Genomic DNA, 24,632 nt, shown 5'->3' with positions numbered 1-24,632 from the left:
GTAGCCGGATGGACTTGTCAGACCCTCGTGATGTCATGCCGGTATGTCATTGACCTGGGGTGCCGAGGCGGATGCCGTGCTGGCGCCGGGTACCCGCGGGCTGATCCGTATCCTGGGCGGCCCGGGAACCGGGAAGAGCAGCCTGCTGGTCGACGCCGCGGTCGCTGCGGTCGACGGCGGTGTCGAACCCGAATCGGTTCTGCTGCTTACCGGTTCGGGTCGGATCGGAATGCGGCAGCGCAGCGCGTTGACGATGGCATTGCTGCGTGCCCGCGGCGCCGGCTCGTGCCGGTCCGCGATCCGTGAGCCGGTGGTCCGCAGCGTGCACAGCTACGCCTATGCCGTCCTGCGGCGAGCCGCCGAGCGCGCCGGTGACGCACCGCCGCGGCTGGTAACCAGCGCCGAACAGGACGCCATCATCCGCGAACTGCTGGCCGGCGACCTCGAAGGCGCGGGAACCGGCGCGTGGCCTGCGCATCTGTGGCCCGCCCTGAGCACCGCGGGCTTTGCCACCGAACTGCGAAACCTGTTGGCACGCTGCGCAGAACGCGGTGTGGATCCCCACGAGCTGCAGCGCCTTGGACGTCGGTGCCGGCGACCGGAATGGTCCGCGGCGGGCCGGTTCGCCCAACAGTACGAGCAGGTGATGTTGCTGCGCGCGGCGGTGGGGACCGCGGCGCCGCAGGCGACGACGCCGGCGCTGGGCGCCGCCGAACTCGTGGGTGCCGCGCTGGAGGCTTTCGCGGTCGATGCCGAGCTGCTGGCCGCCGAGCGTGCCCGGCTCCGCGTCTTGTTGATCGACGACGCCCAGCAGCTCGACCCGCAGGCGGCCCGCCTGGTCCGGGTACTGGCCGCCGGCAGCGAACTGGCCTTGATCGCCGGGGATCCCAACCAGGCCGTGTTCGGCTTCCGGGGCGGCGAGCCGGCCGGGCTGGTGGACGGCGAAACGCCCTCGGTGACCCTGACGGACTCGCATCGGTGTGCGCCCGCGGTCGCGCGCGCCGTCAGCGGCATCGCACGACGACTGCCGGGCAGCAGCGGCGGCAGGCAGATCGACGGCACCGGCGCCGAGGAGGGATCGGTCACCGTGCGGCTGGCGGCCTCGGCGCATGCGGAGGCCGCGATGATCGCGGACGCGCTGCGGCGTGCGCACCTCGTCGATAAGGTGCCGTGGTCGCAGATGGCGGTGATCGTGCGGTCGGTGCCGCGCGCCGGGGCCCGGTTGCCGCGGGCGCTGTCGGCCGCCGGGGTCCCGGTGGCCGCAGCCGCGGTCGGCGGGTCGCTGGCCGAGGAGCCCGCGGTGCGCGCTCTGCTCACGGTGCTGGCAGCGACCGCCGACGGTCTGGACGGCGACCAGGCGCTGGCGCTGCTGACCGGGCCCATCGGTCGAGTCGACCCGATCTCGCTGCGGCAGCTGCGCCGCACCCTGATGCGCGGCAAAACAGCCGACGCGGCAAGCGGTTTCGGTGATGTGGTGGTCGCCGCGCTGAGTGCCCGGACGCCGGCTTCGGCGTCTCGCCCATTGCAACGGGTGCGTGCGGTTCTGGACGCCGCTGCGCGTTGCGACCGCGACGGCCAAGATGCGCGCTACACGCTGTGGGCGGCGTGGAGCCGGTCTGGTCTGCAGCGTCGCTGGTTGGCGGCCAGCGAGCGAGGCGGCACCGCCGGGGCCCAGGCCACCAGCGACCTCGAGGCAGTGACCGCGTTGTTCGACGTCGCCGATCAGTACGTGTCGCGCACTCCGGGTGCGTCGCTGCGTGGCCTCATCGAGCACGTCGCGGCGCTGCAGCTGCCGGGGGGCAAGACCGAGCCGGCGTCGACGGCCGAACAGGTCCGGGTGCTCAGCGCACATGCCGCGCTGGGGCATGAATGGGATGTGGTGGTGATCGCAGGATTACAGGATGGATTGTGGCCCAACACCGTTCCGCGCGGGGGAGTGTTGGCCACGCAGCGACTGCTCGACGTCATGGACGGCGTCGGCGAGGACGCCTCGGTGCGTGCACCGCTGTTGGCCGAGGAACGCAGGCTGCTGGTGGCTGCGATGGGCCGGGCCCGGCGCCGGCTGCTGGTGACCGCAGTCGACAGCGAAACCGGCGGGGCGGACCAAGGGGCCGCGCTGCCATCGCCTTTCTTCTTCGAGGTTGCCCAATGGGCCGACGATGATGCCGGCCCCGTTGCGGTGGCGCCGGTTTCATCCCCACGCGTGCTGTCGACAGCGGCGCTGGTCGGCCGGTTGCGTGGGGTCGTCTGTGCCCCGGACGGTGCCGTCGATGATGCCGCTCGCCATTGCGCGGCAACGCAATTGGCCCGACTGGCCAGCGCCGGCGTGCCCGGCGCCGACCCGTCCAGTTGGCACGGGCTGACCGCGGTCAGCACCAGCGATCCGCTCTGCGCAGGCGGTGATCGCGTCACCTTGACGCCATCGACCCTGCAAACCCTCAACGACTGCCCGCTGCGCTGGCTGGTCGAACGGCACGGCGGAACCAACCCGCGTGAGCTGCGGTCAACGATTGGCTCGGTGCTGCACGTGCTGATCGCCGAATCGGACAAGAGCGAAGCGCAGCTGCTGTCCGAGCTGGAACGTGCCTGGCAGCACCTGCCTTTTGACGCTCGATGGCATTCGGCTAACGAGCTGACCCGGCACCGCGCCATGATCGAGGCATTCATCGAGTGGCGTGCGCAGACGCGAGGCGAGCTGACAGAGGTCGGCGTCGAGATCGCCGTCGACGGAGTCCTCGCCACCTCACGCGATGGCGGCGGCGATGTCCGATTGCGCGGCCGGGTCGATCGGCTGGAACGCGACGGGGCCGGCCGGCTGGTGATCGTCGACATCAAGACCGGCAAGACGCCGGTCAGCAAGGACGATGCCCAACAGCACGCTCAGCTGGCGATGTACCAGCTGGCCGTGGCCGAAGGCCTGATACCCGACGGCGACGAGCCCGGCGGCGCGCGGCTTGTCTACATCGGCAAGAGCGGGGCAGGGGGCGCCACCGTGCGTGAGCAGGACCCGCTGACACCGGCGGTCCGCGACGAATGGCGCGACCTCGTCATGCGGGCGGCCGACGCGACGGCCGGCCCGCAGTTCGTCGCGCGGCGCAACGACGGCTGCTCGCACTGCCCGATTCGGCCGTCGTGCCCTGCCTACGGCGAAGGGTCCGCGCTGTGACGGCGCGCTACAGCCCGGACGAATTAGCCGACGCACTAGGGCTTTTCCCGCCCACCGCCGAGCAGGCCGCCGTGATCGCCGCGCCGCCGGGTCCGCTCGTCGTCATCGCGGGGGCGGGCGCGGGCAAAACCGAGACGATGGCCGCGCGGGTGGTGTGGCTGATCGCCAACGGGTACGCGGACCCAAGCCAGGTGCTGGGATTGACGTTCACCCGCAAGGCTGCCGGGCAGCTGCTGCGCCGGGTCCGCTCCCGGCTGGCCAGGTTGGCCGGCATCGGGTTGGGCGCGACCAGTCCGGGGGCCCCCGAATCGGCAGGCACCCCGACGGTCAGCACCTATCACGCGTTCGCAGGCTCACTGCTGCGCGACTACGGGCTGCTGTTGCCGGTCGAGCCCGATACCCGGTTACTCAGCGAGACCGAGCTGTGGCAGTTGGCTTTCGACGTGGTGAACCGGCATGGCGGGCAGCTGCGCACCGACAAGACCCCGGCCGCGGTCACCTCGATGGTGCTGCGACTGTGGGGCCAGCTCACCGAGCACCTGGTCGACACCGGCCAGCTCCGCGACACCCACCTGGAGCTGGAGCGGCTGATCCACGCCCTGCCCGCCGGCCCTTACCAGCGCGACCGCGGACCAAGTCAATGGTTGCTGCGGCTGCTGGCCGCCCAGACCGAGCGCACCGAACTGGTGCCGCTGCTCGACGCCCTGCAAGACCGCATGCGCACCGACAAGGTGATGGACTTCGGCGTGCAGATGGCTTCGGCGGCACGGCTAGCCGCGAACTTCCCGCAGGTTGCCGACGACCTGCGCAACCGCTACCGGGTGGTATTGCTCGACGAGTACCAGGACACCGGCCATGCCCAGCGAGTTGCCTTGTCGGCGTTGTTCGGCGGCGGCGTCGACGACGGGCTGGCCCTGACCGCTGTAGGCGACCCGATTCAGTCGATCTACGGCTGGCGCGGCGCCTCGGCAACCAACTTGCCGCGGTTCACCACCGACTTCCCGCGATCCGACGGCACGCCGGCGCCGGTGCTGGAGCTGCGGACCAGCTGGCGCAACCCGCCCAGCACACTGCATATCGCCAACGCGATCTCGGCGGAGGCACGACGCCGGTCCGTGGCCGTGCACGCGTTGCGACCTCGCCCGGACGCCCCGCCGGGCACCGTCCGCGCCGCGCTGCTCGCCGACGCCGCCGCCGAACGCGAGTGGATCGCCGACCACCTACACGGGCATTACCAGCGCGCGCACGCCGACGGCGTCAACCCGCCGACCGCCGCGGTGTTGGTGCGCCGCAACGCCGATGCCGCACCGATCGCCGATGCGCTTCGCGCGCGCGGCATTCCGGTCGAGGTCGTCGGGCTGGCCGGCCTGTTGTCCATCCAAGAGGTGGCCGAACTGGTGGCCATGCTGCGCTTGGTCGCCGACCCAACGGCCGGCGCGGGCGCGATGCGGGTATTGACCGGCCCGCGCTGGCGGCTCGGTGGCCGGGACATCGCCGCGCTCTGGCAGCGCGCGCTGGCTCTTGGTGCGGGACGCTGCGCTGACGCGGCCTGCGCCCAGGCGATCGCGATGGCAGCCGGTCCGGATGCCGACACCGCATGCCTGGCCGACGCGATCGGTGATCCCGGCCCGGCCGCCGCGTATTCGGTTGCGGGGTATCAACGCATCGCCGCGCTGGCCGCCGAGCTGAGCGCGCTGCGCGGCCATCTCGGTCATTCACTGCCCGACTTGGTTGCCGAGGTGCGACGCCTGCTGGGTGTCGACTGCGAAGTCCGCGCCGCCGCGGGCCACGGCGGCTGGGCCGGCGCCGAACACCTCGACGCCTTCGCCGATGTGGTCGCCGGCTACGCGGAACGAACCAGCGCAACGGACGTGTCGGCAGCGGCATCGGTCACGGGGCTGCTGGCCTACCTGGACGCGGCCGAGGTTGTCGAAAATGGCTTGGCACCAGCGCCGTTGACGGTCGCGCGGGATCGGGTTCAGGTGCTCACCGTGCACTCCGCCAAGGGCCTGGAGTGGGAAGTGGTCGCGGTGGCGCACCTGTGCGGCGGAATATTCCCGTCGACCGCGTCGCGCAGCAGCTGGCTCACCGATGCCGCCGAGCTGCCGCCGTTGCTACGCGGCGACCGTGCTTCGGAAGGTGCACTGGGCATCCCGGTGTTGGACCTTTCGGACGTCACTAATCGAAAGCAGCTGTCGGACAAGATTTCCGAACATCGTCGCCAGCTGGACCAGCGTCGCGTCGACGAAGAGCGCCGGCTGCTGTATGTCGGCATCACCCGGGCCGAGGACACGCTGCTGGTCTCTGGTCATCACTGGGGCCCCACCGGGATCAAACCGCGCGGCCCGTCGGAGTTCCTGTGCGAGCTCAAGGACGTCATCGAAAGGTCCACCGCGGACGGTGATCCCTGCGGAGTGGTCGAAGAGTGGGCTGCCGCGCCCGCGGATGGTGAGCGAAACCCACTGCGCAACAGCACTATCGAAGCTATCTGGCCCGCAGATCCGCTGGCCGGGCGTCGTGCCGAGGTCGAATATGGGGCGGCGCTGGTGGCCGGGGTGATGAGGGCGGACGCGGTGGCAGACTGCGTCGACGTCGACGGCTGGTCGGCCGATGTCGACGCGCTACTGGCCGAGCGAGCGCGCTCGCAGCGACGGGTCGCCCGTGCGCTGCCCAGCCAGCTTTCGGTCAGCGGTCTGGTGGACCTGGCCCGCGACCCCGAGGGCGCGGTGCAGCGGCTGGTGCATCGTCTACCGACTCGACCCGATCCACATACACTGCGGGGCAATGCCTTTCACTCCTGGGTGCAACAGTTCTACGGAACCGAATGGTTGTTCGACCTTGGCGATCTGCCGGGTGCGGCGGACTCCGATCTTGGCCACACCGAAGAATTGGCCGCGCTACAAGAGGCGTTTACCCGATCGCAGTGGGCGGCCCGCACGCCCGTCGCCGTCGAGGTCCCCTTCGAGATGCCGATCGGCGACACCGTGGTGCGCGGGCGCATCGACGCGGTCTTCGCCGAACCCGACGGCGGAGCCACCGTGGTGGACTGGAAGACGGGCGAGCCCCCGCGCGAGCCCGAGGCGATGCGTCAGGCCGCCGTCCAGCTCGCCGTCTACCGCCTGGCGTGGGCGGCGTTGTCCGGATGCCCGGAATCCTGCGTGCGGACCGCGTTCCATTACGTGCGCACCGGGGTCACCGTTGTCCCCGGCGAGCTGCCCGATCCCACCGAGCTGGCCGGGCTGCTAACCGGTCGCGTTGGCGAGGGCGATGTCGCCGTCTGAGGCGATCAAGTGTCTGAGAACCGGCGATCGTGGTTACATGTGAATCGTGGGTGCGGCGTGCGGTGGTGTTTTCCCGATGACGGGCCGCTGTGGCCGAGGGTAGGTTGCGACGGCTGAGGGGTCTCGACGAGAGACTGACCGCCCAGCCCGGACATCTGCTGGTCGGCGTGCTGCGCATCCCCGAAGACCTTGGCAGCCCGGGCCGTGTCATCGCCCGCAGGCTGCTCATTGCGCTGGTGTTGTTGTTCGGGGCCGCCGTCACTGTGTACGCGGACCGCACTGGTTATCGCGACGTACGCGGCGAACCGCTGAGCTTCCTGGACTGCCTCTACTTCTCGGTCGTCTCGCTCTCGGCGACCGGATACGGCGACATCACGCCGTACAGCGAGGTGGCGCGTCTGGTCAACACCGTGGTCTTTACGCCGTTGCGGATTGCGTTCCTGGTCCTGTTGGTCGGCACCACGCTCGAGCTGCTCTCCGAGCGGTCCCGGCAAGGATGGAAGATCCAGCGTTGGAGGAACAGAGTGCGTAATCACACCGTGGTGATCGGGTATGGCACCAAGGGCAAACGGGCCGTCGATGCCCGCGTCAGCGATGAGGCCGCGCAGGGCGAGATCGTGGTCGTCGACACCGATCGCGGCGCCCTCGAGCATGCCGCAACCGCCGGTCTGGTCACCGTGCACGGCGACGCCACCAAATCCGACGTGTTGCGGCTGGCCGGCACCCAACACGCGTCGTCGATCATCGTCGCCACCAATCGTGACGACACCGCTGTGTTGGTGACCCTGACGGCGCGGGAGATCGCGCCCAAGGCCAGAATCGTGGCCGCCATCCGGGAGGCCGAGAATTCGCACCTGCTGCAGCAATCGGGTGCTGACTCGGTGGTGGTCTCCTCGGACACCGCGGGGCGGCTGCTCGGTCTTGCCACCACCACGCCCAGCGTCGTGGAGATGATCGAGGATCTGCTCACTCCGGACGCCGGCCTGGCCATCGCCGAACGCGAAGTGGAGCCGAGCGAAGTCGGCGGATCCCCGCGACACCTGCGCGACATCGTGCTCGGCGTGGTGCGCGACGGACACCTCGTTCGCATCGGCGCCCCCGAAGTGGACGCCATCGAGGCCACCGACCGGCTGCTCTACATCAAACACGCGGGACATTAGCGGCGATCACGAGCGCGGCGAAGCCGGGCGCGGCTCGGCACCAGGAGGAATAGCGTGGACTTTCAGCTGCGGAGTGTTCCGTTGCTTTCGCGCGTCGGCGCCGACCGAGCCGATCAATTGCGCACCGATGTCGACGCCGCCACCGCCGGATGGGCGGACGCGGCGCTGCTGCGGGTGGATTCGCGCAACCAGGTGCTGGTCGCAAACGGCCGCGTCGTGCTCGGCTCGGCGGCCGGACTGGGCGATGAGCCACCGCACGACGCGGTGTTTCTCGGCCGCATCGAGAACGGCCAGCACGTCTGGGCCATCCGGGGCGCGTTGCAAGCACCCGAGGACCCCGACGTTGCGACCGAAGTGGTGAACCTGCGCAGTCTCGGCCCGATCTTCGACGACACCAGCAGCCAACTGGTGTCGTCGGCAGTCGCACTGTTGAATTGGCATGAGCGAGCACGGTTTAGCGCCGTGGACGGCTCCCCGACGAAACCGGCCCGGGCGGGCTGGTCGCGCGTCAACCCGGTCACCGGTCACGAGGAGTTCCCGCGCATCGACCCAGCGGTCATCTGTCTGGTGCACGATGGCGGTGACCGTGCGGTGCTGGCCCGCCAGGCGGTGTGGCCCGAGCGAATGTTCTCGCTGCTGGCCGGATTCGTCGAAGCCGGTGAGTCTTTCGAGGTCTGCGTGGTTCGCGAGATCCGTGAGGAGATCGGCCTGACCGTGCGCGACGTTCGCTATCTGGGCAGCCAGCCCTGGCCTTTTCCGCGTTCGCTGATGGTTGGCTTCCATGCCCTGGGCGACCCCGACGAGGCCTTCTCGTTCAACGACGGGGAGATCGCCGAGGCGGCGTGGTTCACTCGCGACGAGGTGCGCACAGCGCTGGAAGCGGGCGATTGGAGCAGCTCTACGGATTCCAAACTGCTTCTGCCGGGCTCGATTTCGATTGCGCGGGTCATTATCGAATTGTGGGCTGCGCTCGACTGAGACGTCAACTGATGCGATCGGTGATGATTTGCATGACCGAGTTCGCGATCTCATCGGCCGATTCAAGACCTACCACGCCGACCGATACGATCACCGCGGATTTGAGGCGGTACAGATGGCTCCACTTGTGGGCGCCGATCCTCAGCGTCGATGGCGCCGGCCTGTCCAGGGCGAAGTCGTAGTTGGGATCGTGCAGATCCGTACAGGCCTGCAGCGACGATTCCAGCTGGCGGAATGCGCCCTGCGCCGCATCGGGGTTCGCATATCGCGCCGCCGCTTGAGTGACTCCGTTGATCATATCCCGGCCCAGCGGTTTGACGTCGTCGGTGACGCCGTGATAGCCCGCACTGCGAAACTCGGTCCAGTTGCTACCGAAGGTGAGGTCGTTGTGACCCACCGCCCGGCACGGCCCCGGAGCGTTGGCTTCCGACGGCACCGGCCTGTGCGAGGTGTCCTCGTCGCGTGGGATGAGGTCGTCCGCTTTGGCGATGCGCCGGACAGTGTCAAGGCCGACGATCATGTCGTCGACATGTGTGACGGTGCTCGGCGACTTAGCCGGAGAGCTCGAATGCGAGCAACCCGAGATAAGCATCACCGCGCAGCAAGCGAAAGCCAATACGGTGCTACAAATTGCGCCGCCTTTTCCCCACCGCAACTTCGACGCCATAGTCCGTATCGTAAAACGATTGAGACGCATTGCGCCGTAAAACGATTGAGAAGCATCGCGCAGTACCAGACTTTGCCGCTCTCAGCCGGCGACCTCAGCCAGCTTTGCCTTTACCTCGGCGGCACTCGGGTTGGTCAGCGTCGATCCGTCGGCAAACTTCACCGTCGGCACCGTTTTATTGCCACCGTTGACCGAACCCACGAATTCCGCGGCCGCCGAATCGTGTTCGATATCGACGGTTTCGTAGGGGATTCCGTTGGACTTCAGCACCGTCATGAGCCGGTGGCAATAGCCGCACCATGATGTCGTGTAAACGGTGATCGCAGCGTTGCTCATAACTCGATAACGTAGCCCTGCCGCGCTGCGTTGTGCACCGGGGGCGCCAGGTTCGGGCGTGGCGAAACACCCGGTTTGTCGGCGACCGCTGCCAAGATGGACATCATGCCGATGGTCGCCGACCCACTGACCGCCGGACTGGACGACGAACAGCGCGAGGCCGTGCTGGCACCGCGCGGACCGGTCTGTGTGCTTGCGGGAGCCGGAACAGGCAAGACCCGCACCATCACTCACCGCATCGCCCAGCTGGTGGCGAGTGGGCATGTCGCCGCCGGGCAGGTGCTTGCGGTCACGTTCACCCAGCGTGCCGCGGGGGAGATGCGGTCGCGATTGCGGACGCTGGACGCGGCCGCGCGGTCCGGATCTGGCGTCGCCGCCGTGCAGGCCCTGACCTTTCACTCGGCCGCACACCGCCAATTGCGGTATTTCTGGCCGCGGGTGGTCGGTGGCACCGGCTGGCAACTGCTGGACACCAAATTCGCCGTCGTGGCCAGGGCCGCCAGCCGCATCAGGCTCAACGCCAGCACCGACGACGTGCGCGACCTGGCCGGCGAGATCGAATGGGCCAAGGCGTCGCTGATCAGCCCCGAGGCGTACCCGGGCGCGGTGGCCGGCTCGGGCCGCGACATCCCGCTGGACGCCGGCAAGATCGCCGAGGTCTACGCCGCCTACGAGGCTCTCAAGGTTCGCGACGAATCGGTGACGCTGCTCGACTTCGACGACCTGCTGCTGCACACCGCGGCGGCGATCGAGAACGACGCCGCGGTTGCCGAGGAATTCCGCGACCGCTACCGCTGCTTCGTGGTCGACGAGTACCAGGACGTCACCCCGCTGCAGCAGCGGGTGCTGTCGGCGTGGCTGGGCGATCGAGACGACCTGACGGTCGTCGGCGATGCCAACCAGACCATCTACTCGTTCACCGGGGCCTCCCCGCGCTTCCTGCTCGACTTCTCGCGGCAGTTCCCGGACGCCACCGTGGTGCGCCTGGAGCGCGACTACCGCTCCACCCCGCAGGTCGTCTCGCTGGCCAACCAGGTGATCGCCGCGGCGCGCGGCCGGGTCGCCGGCAGCAAGCTGCAACTGTCCGGCCAGCGTGCGCCGGGTCCGGTTCCGACGTTTCGCGAGCATCCCGACGAAACCGTCGAGGCGGCCGCGGTCGCGAAGGCGATCGCCGGGCTGATCGAATCCGGCACCGCGCCATCCGAAATCGCGGTGCTCTACCGCGTCAATGCGCAGTCCGAGATTTACGAGGAAGCCTTGACCGAGGCGGGCATTGCCTACCAGGTTCGCGGCGGCGAGGGCTTCTTCAATCGCCAGGAGATCAAACAGGCGATGGTGGCTCTGCATCGGGCCGCCGAGCGCGGCCTGCAAGGCCCATTGCCCGAGGTGGTGCGCGCGGTCCTGGAACCGCTGGGTCTGACGGCTGACGAACCCGTCGGTACTCGTGCCCGGGAGCGCTGGGAGGCGCTGACCGCGTTGGCCGAATTGGTGGACGACGAGGCAGCCCAGCGTCCGCAGCTGGAACTGCCCGGCCTGGTGGCCGAGTTGCGGATTCGGGCCGACGCGCGGCACCCACCGGTGGTGCAGGGCGTGACGCTGGCGTCGTTGCACGCCGCCAAGGGGCTGGAATGGGATGCGGTGTTCCTGGTCGGATTGGCCGACGGCACGCTGCCCATCTCGCACGCATTGGCGCACGGCGCCGAGAGCGAGCCGGTAGAAGAAGAGCGTCGCCTGCTCTACGTCGGAATCACAAGGGCCCGAGTGTATTTGGCGCTCAGCTGGGCACTGTCGCGCAGCCCGGGCGGTCGGCAGAGCCGCAAGCCGTCGCGGTTTCTCAACGGTATTGCGCCACAGACACGGGCCGACCCTGCGCCGGGCAAATCCCGGCGCAAGCAAGGCGCGACCCGCTGCCGGATCTGCAACAAGAACCTGAGCACGCCGGCGGCCGTCATGCTGCGGCGTTGTGAGACGTGTGCCGCCGACGTCGACGAGGAGTTGTTGTTGCGGCTCAGACAGTGGCGCCTCGACGTCGCCAAGGAGCAGAAGGTGCCCGCGTATGTGGTGTTCACCGACAACACGCTGATCGCGATCGCCGAACTGCTGCCCGGCGACGAAGCCGCGTTGATCGCGATCCCGGGTATCGGCGCACGCAAACTTGAGCAGTACGGGTCCGACGTGTTGGAGCTGGTCCGCGGCCGGTCTTGATCGGCGACGACGCGATCCCGCAGACAAATGTGCAGGTCAGAAAATCGTTTGTCAGTGCCGTCGGCTAGCATCTATCCTCAGAAACGCATTCCGCTGCCGGCTGCAGGCCGGCGCACGTCTAGGCGAGAGGAGGTGGCCACGATGATCAACGACACGTTCGCGGTAGTAGTGGCCGGCGCGGCGCTGATCGCGGGGACCTCCCATGCCACCCACGCCGCCGTACCGGCGGCCGGTGCAAAGCATCGCGCCGCCGCGACTGACGCGTCCGTGGATCGGGGAACTACGTAATCAGCCCGAATTTCAAATGGCCACGGACCCGAAGTCACAAGGATCCGTGGCCATAGTTTTTGGGACCTGAATTTTTTCAAAGCCCGCAACCTGGTCCGGATCACCGAAAAGGACACCCAACCAGGAAGTAGGTGAGCAGGACATGTCGGCACTGACAGTCCCCAGACAGCCGCAGCCGGCGTTGCCATGTCACGCCGGCAATCCCGACCTATGGTTCGCCGAGACCCCGGCCGACCTGGAGCGCGCCAAGACGCTCTGCACGGATTGCCCGGTCCGGCGGCAATGCCTGACGGCTGCACTGGACCGTGCCGAACCGTGGGGCGTCTGGGGCGGCGAGATATTCGAGCGGGGCTCGGTCGTGGGCTACAAACGTCCGCGCGGACGCCCCCGCAAGGGTGTGGTTGCCGCCTAGATGGCGGCTGTGTCGGGCTCGACGAACCCGGGGATCAGGTCTTCAGACAGCGCCTTGATCGGCACGTGGGCGTCGAGCTGGCACAGAATCGCGGCCACCGACATGATCACCCGCATCGGGATCACCAGCTTGGGCGGGAGGTCCATCTGCCGGGCCGTCCGGATCTGCGACACCGACCGGTCGATCTCGATGGTGGACATCTTCTGCAGCCATTTACGGGTGTAGTGGAAGACCTCCACCTCGACCGGCTCGACGTACTGGCGCAGCATGTCGTCGATGTCGCGCACCGACACCTGCTGGCCTTTCTGGATGAAGCCGGCCTTTTCCATCGTCGGCAGCAGCAGGTCGTAGTTCTTGTCGCGGGCCAACCGAATGGTCATCCCGAGTTCGATCGGAAAGCCACCGGGCATGGGCGGGACGGCGCCGAAGTCGATGACGGCCATCCGGCCGTCATCGAGCAGCATGAAGTTGCCCGGGTGGGCATCGCCGTGCAGCATCTGCAGCCGTCGTGGCGCATCGAAAGTGAGCTCGAGGAGGCGGGTGCCGATCAGATCGCGTTGTTCGCGGGTCCCGTCGCGGATGATCTCGGCCATCGGCACGCCCTGGATCCATTCCTGGACCACCACCTTGGGCGCGCTGGCCACCACGTGTGGCACCGCGAAGTCCGGGTGGTCCTGATACGCCTTGGCGAATGCGCGCTGGTTGTCGGCCTCTAGCCGGTAGTCGAGCTCCATCTCGGTGCGCTCGATCAGCTCGTCGACCACGCCTTTGACGTCGGCGCCGGGTGCGAGCTGTTTGGCCACTCCGACCAACCGCTGCATGGTCTTGAGGTCGGCCCGCAGTGCCTCGTCGGCGCCCGGGTACTGGATCTTGACGGCCACCTCACGACCGTCAGACCACACCGCCTTGTGCACCTGGCCGATGCTGGCCGAGGCCACCGGGGTGTCGTCGAACGAGCTGAACCTGTCGCGCCACTTGGTGCCCAGCTGCGCGTCGAGCACGCGGTGCACCTTCTCGGCGGGTAGCGGCGGGGCGTCCTTCTGCAGCTTCGTCAGCGCTTCGCGGTAGGGCTCGCCGAACTCCTCGGGAATGGCGGCTTCCAGCACCGACAAGGCCTGGCCGACCTTCATCGCCCCGCCCTTGAGCTCACCGAGCACGGTGAACAGCTGGTTGGCCGCCTTCTCCAATAATTCGGCCTGGACCTCGTCTTTTGACTTACCGGTCAGCCGTTTACCGAAGCCCAGCGCCGACCGCGCGGCGAACCCGACCGGAATGCTGGCCAGCTTCGCATTGCGCGCAGCGCGCCCCCGTTTGATCTCAGACACAACACCCATCATCCATGATGGCAGGGGGGTGCCGGGGTTGATCTAGGCAACAGTGGGGTGTCAGGGCGACCGGTGGTCACGTTGCGGCGGGCTTTTCTGACCGCTCGGATACCGGCTCCATCAGCACGAACACAACGGATGCCTGGCCCACTGCCGGGTGACGATGGCGCCGGCGTTGAGGTCGAATTCCAGGGTGGCATTCAAAGCCTGCGGGGGCCCGGGATCATGCCCCGCGTCGTGCCCGCGCACCGCGGCGATCACGCGATTCACCTGACTGAGCGCCAGCGCCGCGGTCGCCAGCAGGGTGGCTCGATCGGCCACCCCGACGGTCTCGCGCAACTGGGCGGCGACCGCCGGCCACGCGGCGTCGCGGTCGCTGCGGTGTAGGTCGGCGCAGCCCAGGCAGCTGGTGACGCCGGGGATGACGAGCGGCCCGACCAGCCCGGTGCCATCTCGGACCCGGACCGCCAGGTGCGCAACGCCCTGGGTGTGCAGGTCGCGCACCATATGTGGGTCGGCGACCAGGTAGTCGGCCAGCACCACCAGATCGACGGCGGCGCGCGACACCGCGGCATGCGGCTGGCTACTGTGCGCGATCCGGGCGCCCGAGCAGCGCAACGACTCCATCAGCAGGTCCGACAGCGGCCCGCGGCCGTGGACGCGGATCGATGCCGCCCGCCCGCCGGTCTGCCGGCAGCCGCGGGTCACCACGCCGGCGCCGATCAGCTGCGTGACTAGGTGCGCCAGGCCGTCGGCGTCGGACAACCCGCGCTCGATCGCTTGGCGCTGCAGCTCGGTGATCGCCACGGGTGATCGCATCGAGCGCAGTAGCGCCGCCAGCGCCGAGGCGGCCAACCCACCTGGCGGACGAACCAGCACCGCACGGCGCGGATCCCAGCCCACTTGCACGGCGCCGTCGGGGCGCAGTAGCACCGGCATCGCCGGGTCCAGTGCGTAGACAGCGGCCCTCGGCATGGATCCAGACTGTGCCACGGCCGGGGCAGCTGCCCCGATCAGTTATCCACAGAGCGCCGGGGGTCAGCTGGTCGGCGCGGTGACGATGACCGTTTGCTGCCCGGTTTTCCAAGCGGTCATGAATCTGGTGATGCTGACCTTCGTGTTGCCGGAGTCGGCGTAGGGGTCGTTGAGGTGAACGGTCTCGTTGTTGGTGTCGATCCCGGTGACAACGAGCAAGTGATCGGCCGTTTTACGCTGATCGTTGCTGTCCAAGATGGTTCCCCCATTGACCCAGGCAATGAGCTTACGGTTGGCGCCGAGGTACCCCTCCAGCGCGGGCAGAGTCACCTCGTCGGGGTTTTTGTCCCAGGTCATGCGCGATTTCACGCCGTAGTGCTCGAGCAGCACGACGGTGTCGGCCGCATCGATGCCACCCTTCTCGGTTTCGTGGCCGGGGTCGCCGGTGGGCAGGTAGATCGGACCGTCGCGGATCGACGAGGGAGTGTTCTGTGCCACCTTGATGATCTGCTGCTCCGTCGGAGCGGTGCCGGTGACCTCACCGACGACGTCGGCCACCGAAGCCAGCCCGCAGGTGTCCTCGGTCGACTGCTGCACCCAATACTTGGCGGCCGCCGCCGGGTCGCCGTATACACCGCTGGCGCTCGCCTTGGCCGTCGCGGGCGGGTTGCCCGATGTGCTGCCGGCGGGGGGAGCAGGTGACGTCGTCGCGTGCACCGATGGCGGCGCCGTACCGCACGCCGAGACCACCGAAATGTTGGCCACGCCGACAGACGCGCAAACCAAAGCAGTGCGCAGCGCGGTTGCAATCCGAGAGTTGAACATGTTGCCGCCAAGGCCAGTCGGACAATTGGTTGGTCGACAAAGTAGCACCCCTCAGCAAACAGCGGGGGCTGAATTCAACACAATTCCAATAAGGCGGCAGCCGGCCTGATCAGTTATCCGCGGAGCCGCCGTCAGAACCCGAGTCGTCCTGCTCGAGTCGCGCGATCGCTTCGTCGATACCGGAGGTGTCACCGCCGATGACCCCGTCGATGAAGCCGGCTGGCTCGTCGAGATCCTCGGCGCCCGGCAACAGATCGGGGTGTTGCCACACGCGGTCACGGACGTCGGCGCCCGCGGCTTCGGTCAGGCGCTCCCACAATGCGGCGGCCTCCCGCAGCTTGCGCGGCCGCAGCTCCAGGCCGACCAGCGTGGCGAACGTCTGCTCGGCCGGGCCTGCGCTGGCGCGACGTCGGCGCAGCGTTTCACTGAGCGCGGCCGCGCCCGGAATCCGGTCGCCCAGGGCCGCGGTAACCACGACCTGCACCCAGCCTTCGATCAGCGCGAGCAGCGTCTCCAGCCGTTCCAGCGCCTGGGTCTGCGCGGGCGTTGCCTTGGGCTCGAAAACGCCTTGGCCGAGCAGGTTTTCGATCGCGGCCGGATCGGACAGCGAGGCGGGGTTGAAGTCGCGCGCCAGCTCCTCGATCCCGCTCATGTCGATCTTCATGCCCATCGCGTAGGCCTCGACGGCGCCCAGCAGCTGGCTGGCCAGCCAGGGAACGTGGCTGAACAGCCGGTGGTGGGCGGCCTCACGGGCGGCCAGGAACGTCATGATCTCGCTGCGGGGCTGCTCGAGTCCGGCGGCGAACGCTTCGACAGCTTCCGGCATGATCGCCGCCACGCCCTTGGGACCCAGGGGCAGACCGATGTCGGTTGACGTCAACACCTCCCGGGACAACCGGCCCAGGGCCTGGCCCAGCTGCGAGCCGAATGCCATGCCGCCCATCTGCGACATCATCGCCATCAGCGGGCCTGCCATGCCCTTGGCCTCTTCGGGCAGCGAAGACGCCCACACCGTCGAGATCTGTTGAGCCATCGGGTCGCACAGCCGCTTCCAGGTCTCCAGAGTGTTGTCCACCCAGTCGCTGGGACTCCAGCCGATCGCCTTGGTGGTGCCGGCGGGCAGCGCGGTGGCGCCGTCGAGCCAGGTGTCGGCGAGGTGTACCGCGTCGGCGATCGCCGAGTTCGTCGCGGCGGGGATCGGAGCGACGAATCCAATCGAGCTGGACGCGACCTGCCGGGCCAGTTCGTAGTTGACGGGTCCCGACGGGGTGCCACCGCCGGGCATCGTGCCCGCGTTGGAAAACATCTGACCCAGCTGCGTGAAGATCTGGCCGAGGTCACCCATGTTGAAATCCCCGCCCATGCCGAATGCGCCGAGCGGGTCTGACGCGCCCGAGCCGGACTCGGGATCGTTCTTCCCGTGCTTGTCGGGCTCGGGGTCCTCTCCGGAATTGAAGCCGAAAGGCAGGTCAGCCATAACCCCAACGGTACCCACCGCGGGAACAGAAGGATCCATCCGCCGTCACGCTTGTAGCTGAACGAGCCGCAGCGGTGTCCGGTTAGGGTAAGCGGCGTGAACAGGCGGATTCTCACCTTGATGGTCGCGCTGGTGCCGATTCTGGTCTTCGGCGTGTTGCTCGCGGTGGTGACGGTGCCGTTTGTCTCGCTGGGCCCCGGACCCACTTTCGACACGCTTGGTGAGGTCGACGGCAAGCAGGTGGTCGCGATCGAAGGCACCCAGACCCACCCGACCACTGGCCATCTGAACATGACGACGGTGTCCCAGCGCGACGATCTGACCTTGGGCGAAGCCCTCACGCTGTGGTTCTCAGGCCAGGAACAGCTGGTACCGCGCGATCTGATCTACCCGCCCGGCAAGTCCCGCGACGACGTCGACAAGGCCAACACCGCCGACTTCAAAGATTCCGAGGACAGCGCTGCCTATGCCGCCCTGGGCTATCTGAAATTCGCACCCGCGGTCACCGTCGCGACCGTCACCGACACCGGTCCGTCGACGGGCAAGCTGAAGGCCGGTGATGCGATCGACGCGGTCAACGGCGCCCCGGTGGTCAATCTCGAGCAGTTCACCGGATTGCTGAAGAACACCAAGCCCGGCCAGGAGGTGACGATCGACTTCCGTCGCAAGAACGAACCGGCCGGCGTCGCGCAGATCACGCTGGGCACAAACAAGGACCGTGACTACGGCTTCCTGGGTGTCGCGGTGCTCGATGCGCCGTGGGCGCCGTTCTCGGTGGACTTCAACCTCGCCAACGTGGGCGGGCCCTCGGCCGGCCTGATGTTCAGCCTGGCGGTCGTCGACAAGCTGACCACCGGCGATCTGGCCGGCTCGACGTTTATCGCGGGGACCGGAACGATCACGTCCGACGGCAAGGTCGGCCAGATCGGTGGCATCACGCACAAAATGGTCGCCGCCCAGGAAGCAGGCGCCACGGTATTCCTGGTGCCCGCTAAGAACTGCTATGAAGCGACCTCGGACAACCCGCACGGTTTGCGCTTGATCAAGGTAGAGACTCTCGGTCAAGCCGTGGACGCGCTACACGCGATCCAACAAGGAGGTCAGGCACCGAGTTGTTAGCCTGCGATTCCGCGTGTTGCGGTGCGTACAGTTGTGACCGTCCCGGCCACATTGATCAGGGAGCGTAGCCAGTGGGGATGCGGCCCACCGCAAGGATGCCGAAGCTGACCCGGCGCAGCCGGATTCTGATCTTGATCGCGCTTGGTGTGATCGCGTTGCTGCTTGCCGGCCCGCGACTCATCGACGCCTACGTCGACTGGTTGTGGTTCGGGGAGCTCGGGTACCGGTCGGTGTTCACCACCGTCCTGGTGACCCGCATTGTGGTGTTCCTGATCGCCGGCCTGCTGGTCGGCGGCATCGTGTTCGCCGGACTTGCGGTGGCCTACCGCACCCGCCCGGTGTTCGTCCCGAGCAATGACAACGATCCGGTGGCCAGATATCGCACCGTGGTCATGTCGCGGCTGCGGCTGGTCGCCATCGGTGTCCCGGCGGCGATCGGGCTGCTGGCCGGCATCATCGCGCAGAGCTACTGGGTGCGCATTCAGCTGTTCTTGCACGGCCAAGACTTTGGGATCAGGGATCCGCAGTTCGGTAAGGACCTGGGCTTCTACGCATTCGAGCTGCCGTTCTATCGGCTGGCGCTCAGCTACCTGTTTGTGTCGGTGTTCCTGGCGTTCGTGGCGAACCTGCTGGCGCACTACATTTTTGGCGGCATCCGGCTGTCCGGCCGTACCGGCGCGCTGAGTCGCTCGGCGCGGATTCAGCTGGTCAGCCTGATCGGCACCCTGGTGTTACTCAAGGCCCTTGCCTATTGGCTGGACCGCTTCGAGCTGTTGTCGCACACGCGCGGCGGCAAGCCGTTCACCGGTGCCGGATACACCGATATCAACGCGGTGTTGCCGGCGAAGCTGATCCTGATGGCGATCGCGGTGATTTGTGCCGCCGCGGTCTTTTCCGCGGTCGTGCTGCGCGACTTGCGGATTCCGGCGATCGGCCTGGTTCTTTTGTTGCTGTCGTCGTTGATCGTGGGCGCCGGCTGGCCGTTGATCGTCGAGCAGATCAGCGTGAGACCCAATGCCGCGCAAAAGGAAAGCGAATACATCGGCCGAAGTATCACCGCGACGCGGGAAGCGTATGGGCTGACGTCCGATCAGGTGACGTATCGCAACTACAGCGGCGACGGCCAGGCCACCGCCCAGCAGGTCGCGGCCGACCGCGCGACGACCTCGAACATCCGGTTGCTCGACCCGACGATCATCAGCCCGGCCTTCACCCAGTTCCAGCAGGGCAAGAACTTCTACTACTTCCCCGACCAGCTGTCCATCGACCGCTACCTGGATCGCAACGGCTCGTTGCGTGATTACGTGGTCGCGGCCCGAGAACTCAACCCGGACAGGCTTATCGACAATCAGCGCGACTGGATCAACCGGCATACCGTCTACACCCACGGCAACGGATTCATCGCGTCTCCAGCCAACACGGTGCGCGGCATCGCCAACGATCCCACCCAAAACGGCGGTTACCCAGAGTTTCTCGCCAACGTCGTCGGCGCCAACGGCAGCGTCGTGTCCGACGGACCGGCACCGCTCGATCAGCCGCGTATCTACTTCGGACCCGTAATCTCCAACACCTCGGCTGACTACGCGATCGTCGGGAAAAGCGGCGCCGACCGCGAATACGACTACGAGACCAACACCGAAACCAAGAATTACACCTACACCGGGATCGGGGGAGTCCCGATCGGCGATTGGCTATCCCGCAGCGTGTTCGCCGCCAAGTTCGCCGAGCGGAACTTCCTGTTTTCCAGCGTGATCGGCTCCAACAGCAAGATTCTGTTCAACCGCGATCCGGCAGCGCGGGTGGAGGCGGTGGCGCCGTGGCTCACGACCGACAGCTCGGTGTACCCGGCGATCGTCAACAAGCGCCTGGTGTGGATCATCGACGGCTACACCACGTTGGACAACTACCCGTATTCCGAGCTGACTTCCTTGGAATCCGCGACCGCCGACTCGACCGAGGTGGCGTTCAACAAGCTGGGTCCCGACAAGCAGGTCTCCTACATCCGCAACTCGGTGAAGGCCACGGTGGACGCCTACGACGGGACGGTGACGCTTTACCAGCAAGACGAGCAGGATCCGGTGCTGAAGGCCTGGATGCAGGTCTTTCCGGGGACGGTCAAGCCCAAAAGTGACATCAGCCCCGAGCTCGCCGAGCACTTGCGGTATCCCGAAGACCTGTTCAAGGTGCAGCGGATGCTGCTGGCGAAGTATCACGTCAACGACCCCGTGACGTTCTTCTCCACTTCGGATTTCTGGGATGTGCCGCTGGACCCGAACCCGACAGCCAGCAGCTATCAGCCGCCGTATTACATCGTCGCGAAAAACATTGCGAAGAACGACAATACGTCTTCGTATCAGCTGACGAGCGCGATGAACAGGTTCAAGCGCGATTATCTCGCTGCCTACATCAGCGCCAGCTCCGATCCCGCGACCTACGGCAAGATCACGGTGCTGACCATCCCGGGTCAGGTCAACGGTCCGAAGCTGGCGAATAACGCGATCACCACCGACCCGGCGGTGTCCCAGGATCTTGGTGTGATCGGGCGAGACAACCAGAACCGAATACGGTGGGGCAACTTGCTGACGCTGCCGGTTGCTCAGGGTGGGCTGCTGTACGTCGAACCGGTTTACGCCTCTCCGGGGGCCAGCGATGCCGCCTCGTCGTACCCGCGGTTGATCCGTGTTGCGATGATGTACAACGACAAGATCGGCTACGGCCCGACCGTCGGCGACGCGCTCACCGGGTTGTTCGGGCCCGGTGCGGGTGCGGCCGCGACGGGGATCGTTCCTACCGACGGGGGTGCGCCGCAGAGCCCGCCTGCCGGTCCACCCACGCCACAGGCCGGGCCACCGGGATCGCCGCCGCCGCCGACGGCGGTGCCGCCCGCTCCGGACGGATCGTCGACCTTATCGCCGGCCAAAGCCGCTGCCCTACAGGACATTCAGACCCAGATCAACGCGGCCCGGGACGCCCAGAAGAAGGGTGATTTCGCCGGCTACGGCGCCGCGCTGCAGCGGCTCGACGACGCCATCACCAAGTACAACAACACCAAGTAGCGCGCCATGGGTCACGTCATCGTGGTTACCGGCGCATCGAGCGGTTTTGGCCGGCTGAGCGCCGAAGCGTTGGCGCGCGCCGGCCACACGGTCTACGCGTCAATGCGTGACATCAAGGGCCGCAACGCATCCCAGGTTCAGGCTGCCGGCAACTTCGCCAAGGAGAACGGCGTCGACCTGCGGACCGTGGAAATGGATGTGCAGTCGCAGCCTTCGATTGATACCGCGATCCAAGAAGTTGTCAGCGCCAATGGCCGCATCGATGTGCTGGTGCACAACGCGGGCCACATGGTGTTCGGCCCGGCCGAGGCGTTTACGCCCGAACAGATCGCGCAGCTCTACGACATCAATGTGGTCAGCACACAACGGGTCAACAAGGCTGTGCTGCCGCACATGCGGCGCCAGCAGCGAGGTCTGCTGGTGTGGGTGTCCAGCAGCAGCTCGGCCGGGGGCACGCCGCCGTATCTGGCGCCGTACTTCGCAGCCAAGGCCGCGATGGATTCGCTGGCCGTGTCCTATGCACGCGAGCTGACCCGGTGGGGCATCGAGACTTCGATCATCGTGCCCGGCGCATTTACCAGTGGTACCAACCACTTTGCCAATGCCGGCACGCCCGGGGACCAGGCCGTGGTGGACGAATACGAACAGGGCCCCTATCCGGACTTCGGAACCCGAGTGCAGCAGGCCTTCAACGCCATCGTGCCCGCCGACGCCGATGTGGCCGAGGTTGCGGATGCGTTGGTCGACGTGGTCGACACGCCATTCGGCAAGCGCCCGTTCCGGGTTACCATCGATCCGTCCCAGGACGGCGCCGACGTCGGCTTCGCCGTGCTCGATCGGCTCAAGGCCGAGATGCTGCATCGCGTCGGACTTTCGGATCTGCTGATACCAACCGATTTTAGTTGAGCTACAGCAACTTTCACGCGCAGGCGGTGCGGAACCGATCTCGGTAGGCCTTCGGGCTGATACCCAGGTGTCTGGCGAATACCCGCCGTAGCGTTTCGCTGCTACCGAAGCCCGCCAGGTGCGCGGCCTCGGTCACGGTGCGGCCGGATTCCAGGCCGGCACGGGCGAAATCGACGCGCACCGACTCGACGTAGCGAGCCGGCGTCATCCCCAGTTCGGCCTGAAACAACCGGGTGAGCTGACGGGTACTCAACGATGCCCGCGCCGCGAGCTTCTTGACGCTGTGGTCGCGAGCGGGATCGGCGGTGATCGCATCGGTGACCGTACGTAGCGGCGAACCCGGCGGCGGATCGGCCTCGACCAGCACCGAGAATTGCGATTGCCCACCGGCGCGTTTGAGGTAGACGACCAACCACCGGGCCACGTCGCGCACCAGCTCGGTGCCGTAATCCATTTCGACCAGCGCCAGCGCCAGGTCGATGCCCGACGAAATACCGGCCGAGGTGAAGACATCGCCGTCGCGGACGAAGATCGCGTCCGGCTCGACGGTGGTGTCGGGGAAGGCCCGGGCCAGTAGCCGGGTGTCGTGCCAGTGGGTGGTGGCGCGGCGGCCGCGGAGCAAGCCGGCCTGCGCGAGGAGGAACGACCCCGTGCAAATGGAGGCCAGGCGCCGGGTCCGCGCCGACAGAGCCCTGATGGCCTCGACGAGCGCGGGATCGATCGCCCGCCCGGGCAGGCTGTCGCTGCCGGCGACCAGAACGGTGTCGGCGGAATCGATCGACGAGATGCCGTCGGTGACACCCAACGGGGTGCCGATCGAGGTCTTCACGTCGCTGCCGTCCAGCGACGCGATTTTGAGCTGATAGTCGGCGCCGAACCGGTTGGCCTCGACGAACACTTCTCCCGCTCCCGCGACGTCTAACAGCGTCACCTCGTCGAAGACGACGATTACTATCACTCGCGAACGCGCTCCGGCTTCGGCCACGAAGTCATTGTGTCGCTTTCTGTGGAAAAGACGGCTGGAACGACATGGGCCGGTTGGCTCGCGACGTCGCACACTCGCTAGCAAGACCACACCAGGAGGCAGCTCATGGATATTCAGTTGATGGACACCATTGCCGACATCGCGATACCCGACACTGCACTGGTACGCGAGATCACCGAGGTCATCCGCGAGGCCGAAGACGACTTGCTCTTTGACCACTCCCGCCGGGTATTCCTCTTCGGTGCGTTGCAGGGGCGCCGCCGGGGGCTGGAGCCAAACCTGGAGTTGCTTTACGCCGGAGCGATGTTCCACGACCTGGGTCTCACCGAGCGATACCGGACTTCGCAGCTGCGCTTCGAGGTGGACAGCGCCAATGCGGCACGGAAGTTCCTGTTGGAGCGCGACGTTGATCAGGCCGACGCCGACAAGGTGTGGCTGAGCATCGCGTTGCACACCACTCCCGGCATCCCTGAGTTCTTGGCACCCGAAGTCGCTCTGGTCACTGCCGGTGTCGAAACCGACGTGCTGGGCATCGACCGCGACGAGCTTTCACCCGAGGATCTTGCCGCAGTCACCGCTGTCCATCCGCGCCCGAATTTCAAGCAGCGCATCCTGACGGCGTTCAACGACGGGATGAAGCACCGCCCGCACAGCACCTTCGGCACCGTCAACGACGACGTACTTGCGCACTTCGACCCCGCATTCATCCGCGACAACTTCGTCGACATCATCGTGGGCAACAGCTGGCCCGAGTAGGAGCAGCGAAATGGACATCTATGAAGGCCTTTACACCACCAGGATGATGCGCCTGTTGCGGCCGGATCCGATTCCGCTGGATACGCAGGCCCGCATTCTCGACGCGGCCGTTCGCGCTCCCAACGGGGGCAATACCCAACGCTGGCACTTCCTGGCCGTTGACGATCGCGAACTCATCCGCGAATTCGCCCAGCTGTTCCGCCGGGCCCGCGCCCTGGAATACGACAAATTCAAAACGGGCACGGGACCGATGGTCGCGACAGCGCCCGGGGCGGACCCGGCCGCTCACGCCGACACAATGCGTCGAATGAAAGGCTCGGGGGATTACCTGGCCGACCATTTCGAAGAGATCCCCCTGTTGCTCTTCGTCTTCGCCATCGACGACCTCGGCGGTGCCAACATCTACCCGGCGATCTGGAGTGTGTTGCTCGCCGCCCGAGCCGAGGGCGTCGGCGGTGTCATGACGATGGTGCTCCGCAATTTCGAGGACAGGGTGAACGAGTTACTGGGCGTGCCAGTTGCCGAAGGCTGGAAGATGTCGGCCATGCTGACCCTGGGTTATCCGTTGGGTAAGTGGGGCATCGCGGCCAATCGCCATCCGGTGCACGAGGTTTCATCTCGAAACGGTTGGGGCAAGCCGTTCGGAATCGAAGTGCCGCAGCCACTCTGGCCGCCTCGGAACGCCCTGTCAGCCATGGTGGGATGAATGAGGCTT

19 protein-coding genes are annotated in these 24,632 nt (G+C 67.0%); 12 read left to right on the top strand and 7 right to left on the bottom strand.

The genetic code is table 11. The features are described 5' to 3' along the window. Positions 1 to 43 precede the first annotated feature (43 nt). The 4 genes from H7K34_RS09425 to nudC all read left to right on the top strand — a co-directional run bounded on the left by H7K34_RS09425 (position 44) and on the right by nudC (position 8,585). Positions 44 to 3,166, top strand: a complete 3,123-nt coding sequence (locus H7K34_RS09425; RefSeq protein WP_264061626.1) for an ATP-dependent helicase — start codon at positions 44 to 46, stop codon at positions 3,164 to 3,166. Then, on the top strand, positions 3,133 to 6,447 hold the full coding sequence (locus H7K34_RS09420) for an ATP-dependent helicase (RefSeq protein ID WP_372510726.1): 3,315 nt from the start codon (positions 3,133 to 3,135) through the stop codon (positions 6,445 to 6,447). The genes H7K34_RS09425 and H7K34_RS09420 overlap by 34 nt, the downstream gene beginning before the upstream one ends. 89 nt (positions 6,448 to 6,536) lie before the next feature. Continuing rightward, positions 6,537 to 7,607, top strand: coding sequence for a potassium channel family protein (locus H7K34_RS09415; protein ID WP_264061623.1), 1,071 nt, complete (start codon positions 6,537 to 6,539; stop codon positions 7,605 to 7,607). A 54-nt stretch (positions 7,608 to 7,661) separates the two neighbouring features. Then, positions 7,662 to 8,585, top strand: a complete 924-nt coding sequence (gene nudC, locus H7K34_RS09410; RefSeq protein WP_264061621.1) for an NAD(+) diphosphatase — start codon at positions 7,662 to 7,664, stop codon at positions 8,583 to 8,585. A gap of 4 nt (positions 8,586 to 8,589) precedes the next feature. On the opposite strand, the gene H7K34_RS09405 is transcribed toward nudC, so the two are convergent. Next, positions 8,590 to 9,252, bottom strand: coding sequence for a sensor domain-containing protein (locus H7K34_RS09405; protein WP_165839739.1), 663 nt, complete (start codon positions 9,250 to 9,252; stop codon positions 8,590 to 8,592). Between the two features lie 81 nt (positions 9,253 to 9,333). Continuing rightward, positions 9,334 to 9,588: a mycoredoxin Mrx1 gene (gene mrx1 / locus H7K34_RS09400; protein ID WP_108920926.1), complete on the bottom strand. Its 255-nt coding sequence runs from the start codon at positions 9,586 to 9,588 to the stop codon at positions 9,334 to 9,336. 105 nt (positions 9,589 to 9,693) lie between these two features. Between mrx1 and H7K34_RS09395 the strand changes: the two genes are divergently transcribed. The 3 genes from H7K34_RS09395 (at position 9,694) to H7K34_RS09385 (ending at position 12,493) form a co-directional block, all read left to right on the top strand. Next, the gene (locus tag H7K34_RS09395; RefSeq protein WP_264061672.1) at positions 9,694 to 11,793 is read left to right on the top strand and encodes an ATP-dependent DNA helicase UvrD2; all 2,100 of its coding nucleotides are present in this window, start codon (positions 9,694 to 9,696) and stop codon (positions 11,791 to 11,793) included. A 141-nt stretch (positions 11,794 to 11,934) separates the two neighbouring features. Beyond that, positions 11,935 to 12,081 carry a hypothetical protein gene (locus H7K34_RS09390; protein ID WP_264061678.1) on the top strand — a complete coding sequence of 49 codons (147 nt, stop codon included), beginning with the start codon at positions 11,935 to 11,937 and terminating at the stop codon, positions 12,079 to 12,081. Between the two features lie 142 nt (positions 12,082 to 12,223). After that, positions 12,224 to 12,493 carry a WhiB family transcriptional regulator gene (locus tag H7K34_RS09385; protein ID WP_264061619.1) on the top strand — a complete coding sequence of 90 codons (270 nt, stop codon included), beginning with the start codon at positions 12,224 to 12,226 and terminating at the stop codon, positions 12,491 to 12,493. On the opposite strand, the gene H7K34_RS09380 is transcribed toward H7K34_RS09385, so the two are convergent. The 4 genes from H7K34_RS09380 to H7K34_RS09365 all read right to left on the bottom strand — a co-directional run bounded on the left by H7K34_RS09380 (position 12,490) and on the right by H7K34_RS09365 (position 17,113). Further along, positions 12,490 to 13,830, bottom strand: coding sequence for a macrolide-binding ATPase MABP-1 (locus H7K34_RS09380; protein ID WP_264061617.1), 1,341 nt, complete (start codon positions 13,828 to 13,830; stop codon positions 12,490 to 12,492). The two genes, H7K34_RS09385 and H7K34_RS09380, sit on opposite strands and share 4 nt — an antisense overlap. A 108-nt stretch (positions 13,831 to 13,938) precedes the next feature. Continuing rightward, positions 13,939 to 14,793, bottom strand: a complete 855-nt coding sequence (locus H7K34_RS09375) for a cyclodehydratase (protein WP_264061616.1) — start codon at positions 14,791 to 14,793, stop codon at positions 13,939 to 13,941. Positions 14,794 to 14,856: 63 nt separating this feature from the next. Next, positions 14,857 to 15,558 carry a C39 family peptidase gene (locus H7K34_RS09370; RefSeq protein WP_264061615.1) on the bottom strand — a complete coding sequence of 234 codons (702 nt, stop codon included), beginning with the start codon at positions 15,556 to 15,558 and terminating at the stop codon, positions 14,857 to 14,859. Between the two features lie 169 nt (positions 15,559 to 15,727). After that, a complete protein-coding gene (locus H7K34_RS09365) occupies positions 15,728 to 17,113 on the bottom strand; it encodes a zinc-dependent metalloprotease (RefSeq protein WP_264061670.1) in 1,386 nt (461 codons plus the stop codon). A 78-nt stretch (positions 17,114 to 17,191) separates the two neighbouring features. Between H7K34_RS09365 and H7K34_RS09360 the strand changes: the two genes are divergently transcribed. From H7K34_RS09360 to H7K34_RS09350, 3 genes are all read left to right on the top strand, one after another. Next, on the top strand, positions 17,192 to 18,214 hold the full coding sequence (locus H7K34_RS09360) for a YlbL family protein (protein ID WP_264061614.1): 1,023 nt from the start codon (positions 17,192 to 17,194) through the stop codon (positions 18,212 to 18,214). A gap of 71 nt (positions 18,215 to 18,285) precedes the next feature. Next, positions 18,286 to 21,270 (top strand): UPF0182 family protein, encoded by a 2,985-nt coding sequence (locus tag H7K34_RS09355; RefSeq protein WP_264061613.1) that lies wholly within the window; start codon positions 18,286 to 18,288, stop codon positions 21,268 to 21,270. Positions 21,271 to 21,276: 6 nt separating this feature from the next. Continuing rightward, positions 21,277 to 22,176 carry an SDR family oxidoreductase gene (locus H7K34_RS09350; protein WP_108920918.1) on the top strand — a complete coding sequence of 300 codons (900 nt, stop codon included), beginning with the start codon at positions 21,277 to 21,279 and terminating at the stop codon, positions 22,174 to 22,176. A gap of 13 nt (positions 22,177 to 22,189) precedes the next feature. On the opposite strand, the gene H7K34_RS09345 is transcribed toward H7K34_RS09350, so the two are convergent. Beyond that, positions 22,190 to 23,161 carry a GlxA family transcriptional regulator gene (locus H7K34_RS09345; protein ID WP_264061612.1) on the bottom strand — a complete coding sequence of 324 codons (972 nt, stop codon included), beginning with the start codon at positions 23,159 to 23,161 and terminating at the stop codon, positions 22,190 to 22,192. A 105-nt stretch (positions 23,162 to 23,266) separates the two neighbouring features. On the opposite strand from H7K34_RS09345, the gene H7K34_RS09340 reads away from it, so the two are divergent. Both H7K34_RS09340 and H7K34_RS09335 read left to right on the top strand, forming a co-directional pair. After that, a complete protein-coding gene (locus tag H7K34_RS09340; RefSeq protein WP_264061610.1) occupies positions 23,267 to 23,917 on the top strand; it encodes an HD domain-containing protein in 651 nt (216 codons plus the stop codon). 10 nt (positions 23,918 to 23,927) lie between these two features. Continuing rightward, positions 23,928 to 24,623, top strand: a complete 696-nt coding sequence (locus tag H7K34_RS09335) for a nitroreductase family protein (RefSeq protein WP_264061609.1) — start codon at positions 23,928 to 23,930, stop codon at positions 24,621 to 24,623. The last annotated feature ends 9 nt before the right edge of the window (positions 24,624 to 24,632 follow it).

The organism is Mycobacterium montefiorense, assembly GCF_025823255.1.
GTDB classification, from domain to species: Bacteria; Actinomycetota; Actinomycetes; order Mycobacteriales; family Mycobacteriaceae; genus Mycobacterium; species Mycobacterium montefiorense.
The sequence above is the reverse complement of the archived record's forward strand: the minus strand, read 5'-3'. Positions and strand labels throughout refer to the sequence as shown.